This is a genomic window from Phenylobacterium sp. (genome assembly GCF_030680185.1).
GTDB lineage: Bacteria > Pseudomonadota > Alphaproteobacteria > Caulobacterales > Caulobacteraceae > Phenylobacterium.
In genome coordinates this window covers 21,136-38,742 of record NZ_JAUXVZ010000006.1, presented here as the reverse complement: position 1 = coordinate 38,742, position 17,607 = coordinate 21,136, and the positions used below count along the sequence as shown (strand labels likewise).

Here is a 17,607-nt window from a genome sequence, read left to right as displayed (position 1 = left end):
GGCGCTGGCCGCCGTGCGGGGCGGGGCAAGCGTCGCCGGCGGCGCATCGACCGCCTACCAGCTGGGCAGCGCCGCCAAAGGCGGCAGCGTCGCGGGCGGTCTTTCAGGCGTCGCACAGGCGGGCGCCTCGGCTGCGGCGTCGCCGCTGCGCAAGGCAGCCGCGGACCTTGGCCAACGCTATCAGGCCGGCGGACGCGCCGCCTTCGAAGGCCTAGGCGGCAGGGTCTCTGGCGCGAGCCCCGCCAATGACGCCGGTTCGGCGCCGAGCGAGCCCGCCTGGGCCAAGGCCATGCGGCAGCGGCAGTCGGCGGCGCATAGCGTCCAAACCGCCGTCCACGCCGTGCGGGCCGGCGACGGCGGCGGCGCAGGATCTTCCGTCAGTGTCCGAGAGGGTGAGTGATGCTCTTCAAACGATCGTCGACGCGCTATGGCCGAACACCCGAACCCGAAACGCCGTATCAGCGCGCGGCCCAGGCTTGGGATGACCGGATCGGCTCGGCCCGTGTCCAAGCCCGTAACTGGCGCCTCATGGCGTTTGGGTCGCTCTTTCTCTCGGCCGGCCTTGCGGCCGCCGTGGTCTGGCAGGCCGCCTCGGGCACCGTGGTGCCGTGGGTGGTGCAGGTCGACCGTCTCGGTCAGGCGCAGGTGGTTGCACCGGCCGACGCCAACTATCGGCCGACCGATCCGCAGATCGCCTGGCACCTAGCCCGCTTCATTGAGCAGACGCGCGCGATCCCGGCCGATCCCATCGTGCTGCGCCAGAACTGGCTGCGCGCCTACGACTACACCACCGACCAAGGCGCGCTGGCCCTCAATGACTACGCCCGCGTCAACGACCCTTTCGCCAAGCTCGGGCGTGAACAGGTCTCAATCGAGGTCTCCAGCGTCATCCGGGCCTCGCCCGACAGCTTCCGCGTCGCCTGGGTCGAACGCCGCTATGTCGACGGCGCCCTGGCCGCCACCGAGCGGTGGACGGCCATTCTAACCATCACCATCCAAACGCCGCGGGACGTGGAGCGCCTGCGTAAGAACCCGCTCGGCGTCTACGTCCACGCCCTCAACTGGTCCAAGGAGCTCGGCTGATGCGACTGACCGCACTCCCTCTCGTTTTACTCGCGTCGGTGTCCGTCGCCGCCTGCTCCCACACCTGGACACCGCCCGACATCACCTATGACGCCGCGGCGACCCCGCAGCCGGCGGTCCTGGAAGCGGAGCCGCCCAAAGCGGTCGAGATCGTCGAAATACCGACGCCCCTGCCGCTTCCCGGCCAGCTGCAGCGCATCCCGGAGGCGCGACCGCAGCCGCCCGACCCAACTGACCCGCGAGCACGCGTCGAGGCCGCCAACAGCGCCGCGCGCATCCAGCCCAGTCGGTCCGGCTACTTCAATGCGGTGCAGGTCTACCCCTATGCAGACGGCGCGCTTTACCAAGTCTATACCGCGCCGGGTCAGGTCACCGACATCGCCTTGCAAGCGGGCGAGCAACTGGTCGGCGCCGGTCCCGTGGCCGCCGGCGACACGGTGCGCTGGATCATCGGCGACACCGAAAGCGGAAGCGGCGCGAACCGGAGGATCCACATTCTGGTGAAGCCGACCCGCGCGCACCTGCAGACCAATCTCGTCATCAACACCGACCGTCGGACCTATCACCTCGAGCTGAGGGCGGCCGAACGGACCTATATGGCGAGCGTCTCCTGGTCCTATCCGCAGGACGAACTCATCGCCTTGCGCCGCCAGAACGCCGAGGCGCGGGCGGCGCAGCCTGCAGCGACCAGTGCGCTGGATGCTCTGGAGTCGCTCAACTTCCGCTACCGCATCGAGGGCGACAATCCGGCCTGGCGGCCGGTCCGGGCCTTCGACGACGGGCGCCAAGTGTTCATCGAGTTTCCCAGCGGCATCGCCCAGGGCGAAATGCCCCCGTTATGGATCATCGGCGCCCAAGGCGGAGCCGAGCTGGTCAACTACCGCGTTCGCGGCCGCTATATGGTCGTCGACCGACTCTTCGGCGGCGCGGAACTTCGTCTCGGCGCCGATCGCCAGCGGCGCGTGCGGATCGTGCGCATAGACGGGAGGCCGGCGTCGTGACGGCGGGCGATGCCGATGGCGCGCCGGCCGATCGGCCGCGCCCGGAAAACGAAATCGCCGAGGAGCTGCGCCTGCGACCCGAGCGGCCCAAGGTCGTTCGACTGTCGCGCAAGGTGCTCGGCATCCTCGCCGGCGTATCCGCGCTGGCCATTGGCGGCAGCCTGATCTGGGCGCTTCAGTCCAGTCGCCCCGCAGACCAGGCCGAGCTCTACAACACCGACAATCGCTCCACGGCCGACGGCCTGTCGCGCCTGCCCGCCGACTATGCTGGGCTGCCGCGGCAAGCGCCGCCGCTGGGGCCGCCGCTCCCGGGGGATCTTGGCCGACCCATGCTGAATGCGGGCGTTCAGCCCGAGCCCCTCCCCGGCGCGCCGGCGCCAGCAGCGCCCGCGCCCGATCCCGAAGCGCAGCGATTGGCGCAGGAGCGCCAGCGGCTTGCTCAGGAACGCGAAGCCGCCCGCGCCAGTCGCCTGTTCGCCAGCGAGACGCAGACTTCCGCCGAGGGCGGCGGGGCCGCCGCCGGCGCGGCGTCGGGTTCGCCTGATAGCATCCTGCGTGGCGTTGCCGCCGCAGCGGGCACCGGTCCCTCAGCGCCGGCGAGCGATGCAGAGCGGCGTCTGGCGTTCCTCAATGGTGCCGCGGACCGCCGGACGGCGAGCGCCGAAGCGCTCCAGGCGCCGCTCAGTCCCTATACGGTTCAGGCGGGTGCGGTGATCGCCGCCGCCATGGTGACCGGGCTTCGCTCCGACCTTCCCGGACAGATCACCGCCCAGGTGACCGAGAACGTCTACGACAGCCCGACCGGGCGCATTCTCCTCATCCCGCAGGGCGCGCGGCTCATCGGCCAGTACGACGCCGAGGTCGCGTTCGGGCAATCGCGCGCCTTGCTCGTCTGGAACCTCCTGATCTTGCCCAACGGGCGCTCGATCGTTCTGGAACGGCAACCGGGCGCCGACGCCTCCGGTTACGCCGGCCTTGAGGACGAGGTCGATAATCACTGGGGCCAGCTCTTCCGCGGCGCCGTGCTGTCCACCTTGCTGAGCATCGGCGCCGAAGCCGGTTCATCGTCGGACGAGGGCGACCTCCTGCAAGCGATCCGGCGGGGCGCCTCCGACAGCATCAGTCAGACCGGCCGTCAGATTGTGGGCCGTTCGCTCAACATCCAGCCCACGATCACCATCCGGCCGGGATTTCCGGTGCGGGTCATCGTCACCCGCGATCTCGTGCTCGAACCCTACGGAGGTTGACCATGGCGGCGCTGAAACTGGGCGCGATCACGGATGACCGGCCCGTCCGGCTGACCATCGAACTTCCCGCGGCTGTGCATCGCGATCTGACGGCCTATGCAGAGGTGCTGGCGCGGGAAACCGGCACGTCAACCGAACCGGCCAAGCTGGTCGCGCCGATGCTGGCGCGGTTCATGGCCTCCGACCGAGCTTTCGCCAAAGCGCGGCGATCAGTATCGCACGCCTCCGCCACCCGAGCCGGGTCGACGTAGCCGCGCTTGAGAAACGACCAGAAGCGCCGCAGTGGCGGGTTGTCATTGCTAGGGTCGCGATAGGCGGTGAGCGGGACGAGCGCCTGGTCGCCGCCAGCGAAGGGAATCGCCACCACGCCCTGCGGCAGGCTCCCAAGGGCAGACTCGATCATCAGGGTGAGGCCGAGGCCCATCCCCACCATCGACAATACGGTTTCGCGGCTGATCGAATGAGAGCGAGTCGCCGGTCTGCGACCGTGCCTGCCCATCCTACCGGCGAGCAATTTTGCAGCCTCGGCACCGACGCTTTGGGCGGCCACAAGAAGCGTCTCCTCCTCAAGGTCGGACCACTGCACTTCAGAGCAGCCTGACAGCGGGTGACCCTGCGCTACGAGGACATGCAACCGCTCATGCCAAAGAAGCAGCGGCTCGCCCAGCTTGTCGTCCGGCGCGCCATGGAGGACAGCAATGTCGATCGCGCGCGAACTGATCCCCTCCACCATCCGAAATCTGTCCCCCTCGACGAACTGGAGATCGACTTCCGGATGCTCCTCGGCATAGCCGCTCAAGGCGGTCCGCAAGCGGCCTGTCGACAAAGATGTGGTGAGGCCGAGCGTCAGCTTGCCAGCCGCGCCGCGGCTGGTCGCGGCGGCGTTGATGACCGCGAGATCGAGGACCCGTAGGGCCTCGCGAGCCTCTTCGAAGAAGGCTGCCCCGGCCTTCGTCGGCTCAACTCCAATCGAGGATCGGTGAAAGAGCGAGACGGTGAGCGCATCTTCAAGCGCGCGGAGTCGGTGGCTCAAGGCTGCCTCGCTCATCCCGATCGCCGTAGCGGTACGGCGAAGGCTACGATGCTCAGCGATTGCAAGCACCAGACGAACCGAGGCCAGATCCAGGCCGAGGCGGCGGCTGGGTTTTACGCCAGCCCTCATGTCATAGAGTTCCGATCATCATGGCGTGTCCACGGCCGCTTTTTGCACGGCACGGTAGAGCCAGATGCTTACAGGTCCGTGACAGTCACCGAATATCTTTGTCGATGAACCTCAGGACATTCGGGTGCCCGCGCATCACCTTTACAACGGCCGCGCGAAATCAAGCAGCAGCTTGCCCGACAATGTCCATGAGCTTCGCATAGTCCGTCACGACATCATATCTCACGCGATCATCAGAGACGCGGCGACCGATCTCATCAAAGAATTTCCGGGCGCATGCAATCTTGGTGTTTTCGATTTCCCGCAGCTTCATCGATGACATCGTACCCTTCGTCTCGGCTACAAAGTAGATGTGCCGGACGCTGCCTTCCTTAAAGGAGATGGCCCAGTCGGGATTGTAGTCTCCGACGGGAGTCGGGATCAGGAAGCCGCGCGGCAGCTTGGCGTAGACCACGACCTCGCTGGCGGTATCGAGCTCGTCGGCAAACTTTCGTTCGATGTCGGAGTCGGTGACGACGTAGTCGTAGACGTGCCGCTTGAGCTTGGCTGAGGCCTTGGAGAAGTCCTGTCCGGTCTGGTTCGCGGTAAAGATGTCAACGTCGTAGCGCTCGGCCAGCCCGTCATACGCCAGCCGCTCAATCACCATTGTGGCCTTCTGCTCGGCGATGATCCGCGACGCTTCGGCGATGAAGTGCTCGGGGTTCTCCTTGAACTGTCCGAACACGCTCGCCTGGATGCCGGTGAGAATCTCAGCTGCAGTCTTGCGCGTGAGCTCGCTATTTTCGGCGATCTTGCCGAGGAGGTCGTACTTAACGAGCGAATGGACCGACCCGCCGCGCTCAGTCGTCGATCCTGTCAGGGCAAAACCATCACCCGCCTTAAGCTGCTCATCAGTCAGCCCATCGCCCTGAACCCCGGATTGGACTGTGTACTGAAGCGGTGTCACGCGAAGCTGGCTATCAAGAGCGCTGACGCATTTGCGGATCAACTCTTCGGAATCGAACTCGACGCGATAGACGGCCTTCTGGTTGATACGCCGCCAGAGCGCCTGGAACTCCTTCTTCTCGAAATTCGCGTTCAGCGGATTGGTCTTCGGCTTGCGGCCGTCCTCGACCTTCGGCAGCTGCCCATCGCTGAACACACTCTCGATGATCTGGAAGATCTGATCGGCATGCGCCTTCAGCTCGTCAGGCAAAGCCGCGAGCGTCCCGGCCTCCTTCGCCCGGTGATAGGCGTCGGCGATCTGATCCGCGTCATCCGAATAGTCGTTCTTCACCAAGTAGCGGTAGATCTGCTTCGCCATGGCTGGCGTGATCTCGATGGCGCCGGCATCGGTCGTGATCGTCTTGCCAGTGAAGAAGGCCTCGGTGGCTTTTCGGGGTCGGGACGTCAGGGTGTCGGCGATCTCCCGCTGGAGCCCGGCCACGAAGTTCTTGTAGCTCTCGCTGGCGACGACGGTGAGGACGTTGATGTCATGGACGACCGCGGGATTGTCCATCCGATCGCCGTTCTGATCGACCGACAAGCGAAGTCCGCGGCCCACTTCCTGGCGTCGCGAAACCGTGTTGTCGCTGTGCTTGAGCATGCACATGACGAAGACGTTGGGATTGTCCCATCCTTCCCGAAGCGCGGAATGCGAGAAAATGAACCGCGTGGGCTCCGCGAAGGACAGCAGCCGTTCCTTGTCCTTCAGGATCAGGTCATAGGCGTCGACGTCGTCAGAATCGACCGACCGGGCGCCGACGGCAGGGTCCTTCAGCCGGTTAGTCTTCTTGTCGATCGAGAAATAGCCGTTGTGCGTCTTGGCCGCATCGATGCCGGCCAGGTGCTTCCGATAGGCGTCGTTGTCTATCGCCAACTCAGTAAGATACTCCGCCTTGAGGAGCTCATACTCTTCCTCGAACACGCGGGCATACTCGCCCTTCTCATCGCCCTGCGCATAGTCGCGGTACTTCACGACCTCGTCGATGAAGAACAGCGACAGCACTTTGATCCCTTGTGCGAAGAGCTGCTTTTCCTTGTCGAGATGCGCCTTGATCGTCTCGCGGATCTGGATGCGGCGGATGTCGCGCTCGGACACGTCGCCGGTCGCCTCCCCGGCGCGTAGAACCAGACCGTTGGTGAACTCGACCGTATCGTTGCGCGCGTCGATCTGGGAGATCGTGAAGCCGTCGCGATACTGGTCCAGCTCGCCGGACTCCGCGAACATGTCGTCCCGGAACTCCAGTCGCTTAAGCTGACGCTTGATCTCGCCGCTCGCGAGCTTCACCTCAATCTCGAGCCGCGCCACGGGCGCCTTCTTCGAGATCTCGATCCCCTCGAGGTAGAGATACGCGTTGGTGCCGGCGAGCCCGCGCGTCTGGATGCCTCTGACGGCGATCTTCTTCACGAGTTTCTGGTTATAGGCATCGAGGGCATCGAGCCGATGAATGCGGTTGTGCTGAGTCTTGTGGGTCGCCGAGTAGCGCAGGATCATCAGAGGCTTAAACTTCGGCAGCGCTTCCATCGTGGCTGCGCCTTCCATTTTCTGCGGCTCGTCGAGGATCAGGATCGGCCGATTGCTGGCGATCACGTCGATGGGCTTGCGTGACTGGAAGTCGTCCAACTCCTCGTAAATGCGCCGGTTGTCGGCGCCGCGCGCCGCGAATGCCTGGATGTTGATGACCATCACGTTGATGCCGGCGTCCGACGAGAAGCTCTCGAGCTCGTGCAGGCGCTTGGAATTGTAGATGAAGAAGCGCGCCTTCTTGCCATAGCTTTCGGTGAAGTGGTCTGCGGTGATCTGTAACGATTTGTGGACGCCCTCCCGGATTGCGATCGAAGGCACCATGATGATGAACTTCGACCAGCCGTAGCGCTTGTTCATCTCGAAGATCGTCTTGATGTAGCAATAGGTCTTGCCGGTCCCCGTCTCCATCTCGATGTCGAGGTTGATCCTGCATCCGGCGCTGGCGACAAGCTTGTCGGAAATCGGCAGGTTCTGGCGGCGCTGGACGTCCTTGATGTTGGCCAGTACCTGAAGGTCGGTCAGCGCCAGATCGGCATTCTTGAACCCCTCCTCGAAGGCGCTCGTTTGCGCCTTCCGGCCCGGATCGATCCGATAGGTGATCCCGCTCGACAGCGGCTGTCCGGCGAAGCAGTCAACGGCCGCATTCACGGCCTGCGTCTGATAGGGCTGGACCTTAAATTTCAGCTTCATCGCCGCCCCCTCAGATCGACTTGACGTCAGTGCCGGGCGACAGCTGGCGGAAGACCTGCTCGACATTGATTTTCACGGCGTCCGACACGAAACCATTATCGCGGAACACGACACGTAGCGGCTCGCGGCCGGCGAGGTCCTTTACGAGATCCTCGGTGATCCCGGTCTCGAAGCAGGCGACAAGCGCGTTCCCATCCACGAAGAACACAGTCTTGCCCTTCACGGAGTTGCGCGTAATCGGAAGGGTAAGGTCCACACCCCAGTCGACTAGAACCTGAAATAGAAGGTCCTCCGCCGTCCGATCCGGCTTAATATTATCGACCGCATGAAGTAGATCCTGCTGGCCCACCTCATCGGGACGGTAGTAGACATCCTTCATGTTTGACGTGTCTATCTTGAGCACTCGGAAGCCAACGTCACGACCCCAATCGGCGTGACACTCGCCTTCAAGAACCTTCTTCCCAGCGCGCCGGATGCGCTCCTTTGTGATCTCGGCAACCGTCGGGAAACCAGCCTTCAGAGCCTCGGAGCCAACCGGCGTAGGCTCTGCGATTTGAACCAGAATGAACTTACGGTTCCCGCCATCTTCTGCGTTCTGCGCGATCACCGCGTGCCCAGTTGTGCCTGAACCTGCAAAGAAATCGAGAACCACGGAATCTTTCCGCGTTCCCATTCGGAGCAATTCTCTTACAGTGTCAACCGACTTGGGCGATTGAAATATCTTCTCGCGAGTCTCGAATAGATTGTTGAATACGGCCTGCCCTTTTTCGGTGTGGAAAATCTTGTCGGTCCAGATGGACTTGACTTGTTTAGTGGCTTCTCCGTCCTCACCCTCAGCGTAGTTCTTGCGGAATATCTTCCACGCGCCCTTCACCTCTCTCGCAACCACCTCGTCCAGTTGCGCTCGCGCCTTGTCCACACCCCAAGTCCAGCAGCCCTCGAACCCATCATCCCAGTCCGGATACACTGGTTGACGGCCTTGCCCGGGATCAAGACACACCTCACCGCTGTCGCTCACATAGAACGGATAGTAAAGATTCCTACGGTTGTGCTTACCAAATTCTCTATGTGTATTTCTCAGCTCTAACTCACGGTAGCGACCGCGCTTGTCCTTCAGCTTATAGTTTGCAGCGATCTCGTCGCCGTCTTTTGGTACATTCACTGAACCCTTTGGCATCGGGCGCTTAGAGTAGCCAACAAGATACTCATGGCAGTTGGCGACATACTTATCTTGAGACCGCCCTTTGGGGTTACATAGAAGCGTGACCTGAAACAGCAGGTTGTCCTTGCCGAAGACTTCATCGAACACCTTGCGGAGATTAGAAATTTCGTTCTCGTCAATCGACGCAACAATGACCCCATCATCCGCCAACAGCTTTCGAGCGATACGCACTCGCGGGTAGATCATGTCTAGCCAGTCGGAATGAAAACGACCGCTACTATCCGGATTGGCAACGAGGCGCGCTCCCGCTCCGCCCGCCTGGTTCGACTTCACAAGAAAACTAGCAGCGTCTTCCGCGAAATCGTCTTCGTATACAAAGTCATTTCCGGTATTATAAGGAGGGTCGATATAAATAAGCTTTATCGCGCCTAGATAGGTCTCTTGAAGAAGCTTCAGCGCCTCCAGGTTATCACCTTCCACAAGCAAGTTTCGCGTTGACTCGAACGCGACACTTTCCTGCTCCGAGGGTCTTAGGGCCATCGCAACTGGCGCATTTGAAAGCGCCAGCGCTGCTCTCTTTCCCGGCCAGTCGAGGCGATATCGCTCTTGCGGCCCTTCGACAATCTGGCCGCTCAACTCCTGTCGAAGTTGATCGAAATCCACCGTCAGACGCAGCTGCCCCGTGGCCTCGTCGCGCGCTTCGGTCACGCAACCTGGGAAAAGATCACGGATCTTCCCGATGTTCTCTTGGCTTAGGTCAGTGCTGTGCATCTTCAGCTTGTCCATCGTCAATCCCTTACTCAATCGTCGTGGCGCTGACAGGAGCGGCGCCAGAAAGGCGCTCCAATTCCTGCCGTGCAGCGCGCAGTTCGGCATTGATCGCCACGCGCTTGTTGAACTGCCTCTCGCGGGCAAGGCGGGCCTTGATCCGGTCCACCTCCCGCGTCTTGGATCGGATCGCCTCCATCCGCGCCACCCGCGCCTGGATGTCCTCGACCGACTGCTCTCCTTCGGCAGCCGACTTTGGCATCAGGGCCGTGAGGAGGGCGTCGTAGAGCCCGCCCAGATTGAGCGCGACCGGTAGCGGCCGACGTGTCGCATCGTCGGGCGTCCAATCCGTCGCGAAATAGGCGCTGACAACCCACTTGGTGGCATCGGCGTCGCTCGGCCGCTTCAATGCGGCCACCGCCTTGCGCTTCCCCGACCAGCTGAGCTCGAAGATCAACGGGAACGGGATCGCACGGTCAATCGCGCGTAGCACCTCGTCGTCGAGCTTCCCGGTGCGCAGGCTAACGCCGAACACCTGGATCTCGCTGACGGCCTTCGTCGCCGCGAGGTTGGTTGTTTCCGGCGCCAGCTTGTACTTCCAGACGATCTGATCGACCTGGGCCACGAACAGGTCCCGCAGGGCCGTGCCGACGCCGGCATGCTCATAGACCCGACTTTTAGGGACAACGCGGCCGAAGGCGGTCGCCTTGGGATATTCGAAAAAGGCTTCGATCATGCGGCTCCCTCCTCGACGACGAGGAAGGCGATCAGCTCGAAATCGTCGAGCCCGGCGATGGTGTGGACCAGTGCCGTGGTCCGCCCGCCGCTGAACAGGCTGTCGATATCCTTCTCTTCCTTCACCGCGATCATCGAGCGGATCGCCGCGCTCAGAAGTCCGGAGCAGTGCTCCATCTTGCGACCGTCCTGCGTCCGTTCATTGAACAGCTGGCAAACGGCTGGGATCGGCTCCGCCTGACCCTTGCAACTCGTGCGGATCAGATCGAGCAAGCGCTTCACCTCAGTGTGGTCGATGATCACCCCACCGTCGTGACCGACATAGACGAGGTAGTAAGGGTGTAGCCGGTTCTGCTGGTTGATGTTCACGCTGTCGTGGATGTTCTTCAGCGCGAAGATCACACCGGGCTCTAAGCCCAGCGTCGGCTGCGCCGGCACCACCGCATGCATGCCGTTGGGCAGATGATCGAGGTCACCGTGCTCCTTGATGCGGTTTAGAAGGTCCATGCGGAAATCGTTGAGGCCCAGGTCAGTGATGGAAATCCCTGTCCGCACGTCCTCCAGCTCGATCACCTCTTCCTGGAGCCGCTTGAGCTGTTCCTTCCGGTAGGCGATGTCGCTGCTCTTGGCGGTCAGCACATTGTCGTCGCCGGTCGCCGTGACGTCGGCGATCATCATGCGGTTTTCGACACGCTCTTTGAGATTGATGTACTCGTCGAGCGAGATCTCCGGCCAGTAGTTGACGAGCTGGATTTGGGCGTTGGGTGACCCGATACGGTCGATGCGCCCGAAGCGCTGGATGATCCGCACTGGGTTCCAGTGGATGTCGTAGTTGATCAGATAGTCGCAATCCTGAAGGTTCTGGCCCTCGGAGATGCAGTCCGTCCCGATGAGGATGTCGATCTCGCCCGTCTCGTGCGGCAGGACCAGATGCTTCTCCTTCGCGCGCGGCGAAAATAGCGTGAGAAGGGACTGGAAGTCGTAGCTCTTCTTCAGCGTGCTCTTCGGGGCGTCCGAGCCCGTGACCATGCCGCAATGCAGGCCGTGCGACTGGAGAAACGCTCCCGCCAGGTTGGTGTAGAGGTACTTCGCGGTGTCCGCGAATGCGGTGAAGATGAGCACCTTACGGTTGCCAGGATTGAGCGGGTCGGCGACCTTGCGGGTGATGACATCCTTCAGATGCTGCAGCTTGGCATCGTCCCCGGGAACCACCTTGTCCATCGAGGCGATCAGGTCGTCGATGAGCGCAAGGTCCGCGGCCAGGTCATGCTTCCACGACGGAAGGTCCATGTCCGACAAGCTGATCTGAATCTTCTTGCCGACCGTGAACTCATCCAACCCACTCAGGTCGTCATCGTCGGGATCGAAGCCTGGATCGCCAATATGGTCGGTTACACTCGCGGCAGCGCCAGTACGTTCATAGGCGTCGATTGCTTGGATGGTTTGCGCGATGTTGCCGCTCAGCGCCCGCAGGGTGAGGCGGAAGGCTTCGACAGAGCTTTCCAGCCGCTTGAGCAGGTTGGTGGTCATCAGAGCCTGAAGGCTTCGCTCGCGGTCAGCTTGGCGCAGCTTGCCACGACCGCCCTCCACCTGGGTGTCGTAGATTTCTTCGTATTTCCGAAGTCGGCTCGGCAGGATGTAGCTGATCGGAGCGTAGACCGCGAGCTTGAGCACCGACAGGCTGCCGAAGATGTCGTTGAGGCCGAGCACATCTGAGCGATGGGTAATCGGGCACTGGTACGACAGCGGCTTTCGGCGCTGCGGGAATTTTCCTATGTCCTTGGTGTCGTAGAAGGTCTCGATGTGCTTGCGCGACCGGGCGATCGTCACCGCATCGAGCATCTCGAAGAAATCGAAGTCGAGGGCCTTCAGGATCGCGGCTGCAGTTCGTTCGTGCGGCGGCAGATCCGACCAGGTATTGAACGCCTTCTGGGCGCGCCTGAAAATCTCCTCGATCCCGGTTTTCGTTTTCAACTTGCGGCTGAGATTTTCCGAGTCTCCCTCGTAGGCGAGCGCGAGCTGATTGCGCAGGTCGTTGAAGCGGTTGTTCACCGGAGTCGCCGACAGCATCAGGACCTTGGTCTTCACGCCGGAGCGGATGACCTTGTTCATCAGCTTCTGGTAGCGCGTCTCCCGATCCTTGAAGACGTCGTTGTTCCTGAAATTGTGTGACTCGTCGATCACGACGAGATCGTAATTGCCCCAGTTCACGCGGTTCAACGGGATGCCGAATGACTCCCCTGATGTGCGAGAAAGATCGGTATGGCTGAGGACGTCGTAGTTAAAGCGATCCTTGGCAAAGATGTTCGTGGTCAGGTTGGTGTTGTAGTTGCGCCAATTGTCCGCGAGCTTCTTAGGGCACAGGACCAAAACTGAACGATTGCGTAGCTCATAATATTTGATCACCGCCAACGCAGTGAAAGTTTTGCCGAGGCCGACGCTATCCGCCAGAATGCATCCATTGTGCATCTCCAGCTTGTTGATGATACCAGTCGTGGCATCCCGCTGGTAGTTGAACAGCTTGTTCCAGACGACGCTATCCTTATAGCCGGTCAGGTCGTTCGGAAGCGCATCCTGATCGACCTCTTCGAGGAAATCCTGGAAAAGGTTGTAGAGGATGTGGAAGTAAATCCGCTCGGGTGAGTTCTCCTGGTAGACGGACTCGATGTGGTCGCAAATGGCGGCGGTGACGTCGCCGACCTTGTCCTCATCGTTCCAGATCTGATTGAACAGCTGCAGATAGACCTGGGTGTGCGCAGCATCGTCGATGCGCGTGACGAAGTTCGAAACCGCGTCGCCCTTCTGATAGCCGAGATCGACGGCCGTGAACCCGCTGATAGGCATGTAGGCGACGTCGTCCGCGTCCGCTCCCGCATGGATGAACTGCTGCATCGGCGCCTTGGTCGTGTTCGACCGGAAGCGAGCCTTCTTTCGTATCCAGTCGGCGCATTCGCGCGCGACGGCACGCTGTGTCAGCTGGTTACGAAGCTGTATCTCGAACTCGGTTCCGTACAGGCCTCGCTCACGCGTCGCCTTGGGTATGAAAAACTCGCGCCGTTCCTTGCGAAGGCGGTCCGTCACTTCCATTGGGACGAAGGTCGGGGTCGTGAAAATGAACTGAAGGCTTTCGACCTTCGACAACTCCGCCTTCAAGGCCTCGAAGGCATAGATTGAGAAGCATGACGCCGCAATTTTGATCCGGCCACCTCGACCAAGGGTGCTCTTGAGGTCATCGCCCAGCAGCTGCGAAGTGTTGTCGATGATTTTCATCTCAGCCTCGCTGCTTGAAGGAATGATTTCGCGGATCTTCGATGTCTTGCGTTCGATGCTCATCTCGATCAGGCGGCCCGCCGTCTGCATCTGCAGTTAGAGCGGCGCAGCGATTGGCGACAAGCGCGATCACCTTATCCTGCGTGTCTCGGGCTGTCTGAGACTCCGCCGCGAATGCCGGCAGCCCGAGCGCCTCGGCGCGCTCAGCGACGCGCCCCGCTAAATCGATGATCGCGTCTTCCGCCTCACCCGCGCTTAGACCCATAGTGCGAGCCAACCCCAAAAAGTCCTGGCGCGTCAGCCGGTCATCCTTCCCGTTCAGCTTGAGGGCCATGCGATCGCCGCTTAGACCGGGAAAGACGCGCGTGGTCACGGCGTCATACAGAGGCGCAAAACGGACTGACGTAAAACCCTTCGCGCCAGCCTCTGCGATCTTGAGCATGGCCAGGTTCTTCAGGTGCATGTCGCCATCGGCGATCAGCCAGGCAAAGACCGCGCGGCGGAACAGGATGTCGAGATCGGCGGCGGGATCGGTCGACAGCGGCCGCAGGCCCCGCGCCATGCGCTCGATCGTGCCGTCGTACTTCGCCGAGGTCGGGAGATCGAGGATGGAGCAGAAATCCTCGAGCGCCAGGCGGCGCTGATCCTCCGGCCCGAGCCGAATGTCGAAGCGCTCAACCAGCAACGCCGGCGACATGCCGTCCGGCATGTCGATCAGAGCCGCATCAGGCACCTCAAAACCGGCCGATCGGCCGAGTTCCAGACACAGCCATTCCACGATCGGCAGCGTCTCGAACCCCGCCGTCCCGGCGGGTTTAAGAATGTGGGTGAACGGCTGGTCGACGGCCGGAATGAGGCCGCCATCGGCAGTAAGGCTCATCGGCGCCTTGATCTGGATACCCGACAGGCGCGGCGTTTCGGCCCGCGCGAACATATGCGCCAGGCTCTGCTCGAACGTCTCCTCGATTTCGCCGCGCGCGGGTCCTGCGTAAACGCCCGTGAAGCGGCCTTCTTCGCAAAAGCTGGCCAGCCTCGAATTGAGCACGTCGGCGGGCAAGTCCGCCAGCTCCTCGCGGCTCTCCACGATGGTGATGTTAGACAAGTAGCGCCGTCCGCGCCGCAACGCCTCGCGTTCGTCGCGCTCATGCAGGACCTGGGCGAGCCAGCCTTCTGGCAACAGCGACTCGATGAACGCCGGCAGCTTGCCCGGCGTGGTCTCGCGCACCAGGACAGGGCCGGTGCGCCTCTGCGCCTTCCAGCGCCACTCGAACCCGTCATGGGTCAGCCGGCCGAGCGGCTCGCCGTGCCAGGCGACCACGAGATCGAGCGCGGCTTTGTTGACCGGCGCTTTGGCCGTGCCCGGCTGCGCCAGCAGGAAGCGCTCGGCGCCCTCCCCCTCGCGATACCATTCATTCTCGCGTGCCAGCGCCCAAACGGCGTCGGCCGCGGCCTGGGGCGTGCCATGCTCCTCGACCAGCCGCGCAGCCATCTGGATGCGCATGTCCGCGCTGATCGCGCTGGCGTGCTCGCTGCGCAGCCGGAAGGCTTCCAGAAAGCGCTGGCGGGGCGAGGACACGTCGATACGAAGCTCGCCAAGCTCGTCGCCGATCACCGCAGCCGCAGTCGAAGGATGGGCTGGGGCTTCGTTCTGGACGATCTCGAGCGTTCGCAGCCGCGTGCGCTGATTGCGGCGCCCGCTAAGGAACAGCCGCCCGTCCGGCGTGGGCGCAAGCAGGACGGCGCTGGCGGATGACAGATAGGCGTTAGGATAAAGATAGTGCGCGATCCGGACCGCGTGGCCCAGGATCGTCCCCTCGGCGTCCGCCTCATGATCGGCGTAGACGCCGCGAACCAGCTGTATCAGCTCACCGGCCTGGGCGCGCTGATGGGCTCGCTTGGCGTCGATTGTCTCTCCGACTAAATGGATCGCCACAGGATTTTCTCGCATCTGAGATGCGCGTTAATCCCATCCCTCGCGTCGTGTTGCAAGAATTATCGCGCATCTGAGATGCGCCGTAATCCAGACGCCTCAAGCATTGGAGCGCGCCGACGCAGACCGGCGTCGTGTACTCCAGATCAATGCATGGCGCACAGGCGGCACCCCAGTTGTGTGCCGACTGGCCTATTGCCGGCATACGATCCCGCCGATTTGTACGCCATGGCCGCCGCCGACCCTACGCCGGTCCACAACCTCTTTCATGCCGGGCCTATCGGCTCCAATCGAGACCACACGTGATCTTGTTGGAGGCAAAGAGCATGTCGACACGGCCTGATCTATTGAAGAAGCGGATGATCCGCAGGCATGAACTGCGCCAGATCGTGCCGCTGGCGGATACCACCATCTATGAGATGGAACAGCGCGGCGAATTCCCCCGGCGATTTGCGCTGACGCCCCGCTGCGTGGTCTGGGATCTGGCCGAAGTCGAGGCCTGGCTGAACGAGCGGTTGAGCAAGGCGCGGCGGTCGTCGGTCGAGCGGGCACCGCATCCCGACGTACGACAGCGCAAGACTCGGCCGGTTAAAGCGCAGGATCGGGCGCGAGCATAGCCATCGTGGGCGGGACCAGCACCGGCGCCCGCTTCTGCCCCGCGACCCAGGCATCTACGATGTCGGACCACTCCTGCATCATGTGCCGGCGCTGATGCTCATACTCGGCCTTGTTATAGACCCCGCGCGATGAGCGGCCGTCTTCATGGGCCAGGCACTTCTCGATCCAGTCGCTGTTGAACCCCAGCTCATTCAGAAGGGTCGAGCCGGTTCGGCGCAGATCGTGCACCGTGAATGGCTCAAGCGGCAGTCCTTCTTTCTGAGCACGCTCCACAACTGCGTAGGTCACCCGATTGAAGGTGGCGCGTGACATGGGCGCATCCGCATCGTAGCGCGATGGGAGCAGGTAGCGTGAATTCCCCGCGCAGGTCTTAAGCGCGATCATGATGTCGATGCACTGCTGAGACAGATAGACATTATGCGCCTTCGATCGCTTCATCCGCTCCTTGGGGATCGTCCAGACGGCGTTCTCGAAATCGACCTCGTCCCAAGTCGCGTCCTGCAGTTCGCTCTTGCGCACCATCGTCAGCAGGAAGAGGCGCATACCGAGCCGGATCGTGGGCAGCGTGGCGACATGCTCGAGCTGCTTCAGCATCACGCGAATCTCGGTCGGGGACAGCGAGCGGTCCTTCGGCACGAAGGTAGCGATCGAGGCTGGGCCAACATCGTCGGCCGGATTGGCGACCTTCTCGCCGTGCAGAATCGCAAATCCGTAAATCTGTTTGAGGATGTCTCGGACGTGGATGGCGGTCGCCGGAGCGCCCCGATCGACGATCTTCCCGCAATGGGCGCGAAGATCGTCGGGTGTGATCTCATGGAGTAGGCGATTCCTCCATACCGGCAGCAGCTCGCGCTCGAAGATCGATCGACGCATGGCTCGCGTGCTGTCAGCCATCGGCGCTTTAGTCAGCCAGGTCTCTCCGAACTCCCCGAAGCTCTTGGCCTCCTTGAGGCGACGCTTCTCCCGCTGCTTCTCTTGGGCTGGCGACCGGCCTTCAGCGACGGCGCGTTTCGCATCGATCGTCTTTTCACGCGCGCGGGCAAGCGAGATCCCAGTTGGGCCGTACTTGCCGAGCGTCAGCGTCTCGCGCCTACCGTTCAGGCGGTAGTCCAATCGGAACGTAACCGTACCCGACGTGGAAACATGAACGTAGAGCCCGTCCCGGTCGGCGACCTTGTAAGCTTTCTCGCGAGATTTCAGGTTCTTAAGCGCCACATCGGTGAGCATACGGGCTTCCTTCACGACAGAAATACCGTCGGCCCGATTTCGGCATCCCTCCAGACCCTTTGTCTTGCGTTTTCCGCGTGTTAGGCCTGCATAAATACCGTCATGTAAGCCGATGCCCCTGACGGTATCGCCCTCGGCGGCATGGTGCAAGTTTGCCGCATACCGTCGCGCAGACCGTCCGCGCGAGCCGCTGCACCCCGATTGA

The 17,607-nt window shown here is 62.2% G+C and carries 11 protein-coding genes and 2 pseudogenes; 6 read left to right on the top strand and 7 right to left on the bottom strand.

Annotation, left to right across the window (positions count from 1 at the left end; all coding sequences use genetic code 11):
* The 5 genes and pseudogenes from Q8L83_RS00790 to Q8L83_RS18595 all read left to right on the top strand — a co-directional run.
* Positions 1-400, top strand: a pseudogene (locus Q8L83_RS00790) (P-type conjugative transfer protein TrbL); the annotation flags it as partial.
* Positions 400-1,083 (top strand): conjugal transfer protein TrbF, encoded by a 684-nt coding sequence (gene trbF, locus Q8L83_RS00785; RefSeq protein WP_370868329.1) that lies wholly within the window; start codon positions 400-402, stop codon positions 1,081-1,083. The pseudogene Q8L83_RS00790 and the gene trbF, both read left to right, overlap by 1 nt.
* The gene (gene trbG, locus Q8L83_RS00780; RefSeq protein ID WP_305284203.1) at positions 1,083-2,084 is read left to right on the top strand and encodes a P-type conjugative transfer protein TrbG; all 1,002 of its coding nucleotides are present in this window, start codon (positions 1,083-1,085) and stop codon (positions 2,082-2,084) included. Before trbF ends, trbG begins: the two co-directional genes overlap by 1 nt.
* Positions 2,085-2,149: 65 nt before the next feature.
* A complete protein-coding gene (locus Q8L83_RS00775) occupies positions 2,150-3,331 on the top strand; it encodes a TrbI/VirB10 family protein (protein ID WP_370868331.1) in 1,182 nt (393 codons plus the stop codon).
* A gap of 2 nt (positions 3,332-3,333) precedes the next feature.
* Positions 3,334-3,480: pseudogene (locus Q8L83_RS18595) on the top strand (DUF2274 domain-containing protein); the annotation flags it as partial.
* On the opposite strand, the gene Q8L83_RS00765 reads toward Q8L83_RS18595, so the two are convergent.
* The 6 genes from Q8L83_RS00765 to Q8L83_RS00740 all read right to left on the bottom strand — a co-directional run bounded on the left by Q8L83_RS00765 (position 3,426) and on the right by Q8L83_RS00740 (position 15,560).
* On the bottom strand, positions 3,426-4,493 hold the full coding sequence (locus Q8L83_RS00765; RefSeq protein ID WP_370868328.1) for a LysR family transcriptional regulator: 1,068 nt from the start codon (positions 4,491-4,493) through the stop codon (positions 3,426-3,428). The pseudogene Q8L83_RS18595 and the gene Q8L83_RS00765 overlap by 55 nt on opposite strands.
* Positions 4,494-4,653: 160 nt before the next feature.
* Positions 4,654-7,692, bottom strand: a complete 3,039-nt coding sequence (locus Q8L83_RS00760; RefSeq protein ID WP_305284200.1) for a type III restriction-modification system endonuclease — start codon at positions 7,690-7,692, stop codon at positions 4,654-4,656.
* A gap of 10 nt (positions 7,693-7,702) precedes the next feature.
* Positions 7,703-9,640 carry a site-specific DNA-methyltransferase gene (locus tag Q8L83_RS00755; RefSeq protein ID WP_305284199.1) on the bottom strand — a complete coding sequence of 646 codons (1,938 nt, stop codon included), beginning with the start codon at positions 9,638-9,640 and terminating at the stop codon, positions 7,703-7,705.
* A 10-nt stretch (positions 9,641-9,650) separates the two neighbouring features.
* The gene (locus Q8L83_RS00750; RefSeq protein WP_305284198.1) at positions 9,651-10,358 is read right to left on the bottom strand and encodes a DUF4391 domain-containing protein; all 708 of its coding nucleotides are present in this window, start codon (positions 10,356-10,358) and stop codon (positions 9,651-9,653) included.
* Positions 10,355-13,690, bottom strand: coding sequence for a helicase-related protein (locus Q8L83_RS00745; protein ID WP_305284197.1), 3,336 nt, complete (start codon positions 13,688-13,690; stop codon positions 10,355-10,357). Before Q8L83_RS00745 ends, Q8L83_RS00750 begins: the two co-directional genes overlap by 4 nt.
* The gene (locus Q8L83_RS00740; protein WP_305284196.1) at positions 13,629-15,560 is read right to left on the bottom strand and encodes a type II toxin-antitoxin system HipA family toxin; all 1,932 of its coding nucleotides are present in this window, start codon (positions 15,558-15,560) and stop codon (positions 13,629-13,631) included. Before Q8L83_RS00740 ends, Q8L83_RS00745 begins: the two co-directional genes overlap by 62 nt.
* Positions 15,561-15,883: 323 nt before the next feature.
* Between Q8L83_RS00740 and Q8L83_RS00735 the strand changes: the two genes are divergently transcribed.
* Positions 15,884-16,174 (top strand): AlpA family transcriptional regulator, encoded by a 291-nt coding sequence (locus tag Q8L83_RS00735; protein ID WP_305284207.1) that lies wholly within the window; start codon positions 15,884-15,886, stop codon positions 16,172-16,174.
* Here Q8L83_RS00735 and Q8L83_RS00730 read toward each other — a convergent pair.
* A complete protein-coding gene (locus tag Q8L83_RS00730; protein ID WP_305284195.1) occupies positions 16,146-17,402 on the bottom strand; it encodes a tyrosine-type recombinase/integrase in 1,257 nt (418 codons plus the stop codon). The two genes, Q8L83_RS00735 and Q8L83_RS00730, sit on opposite strands and share 29 nt — an antisense overlap.
* Positions 17,403-17,607: the final 205 nt, after the last annotated feature.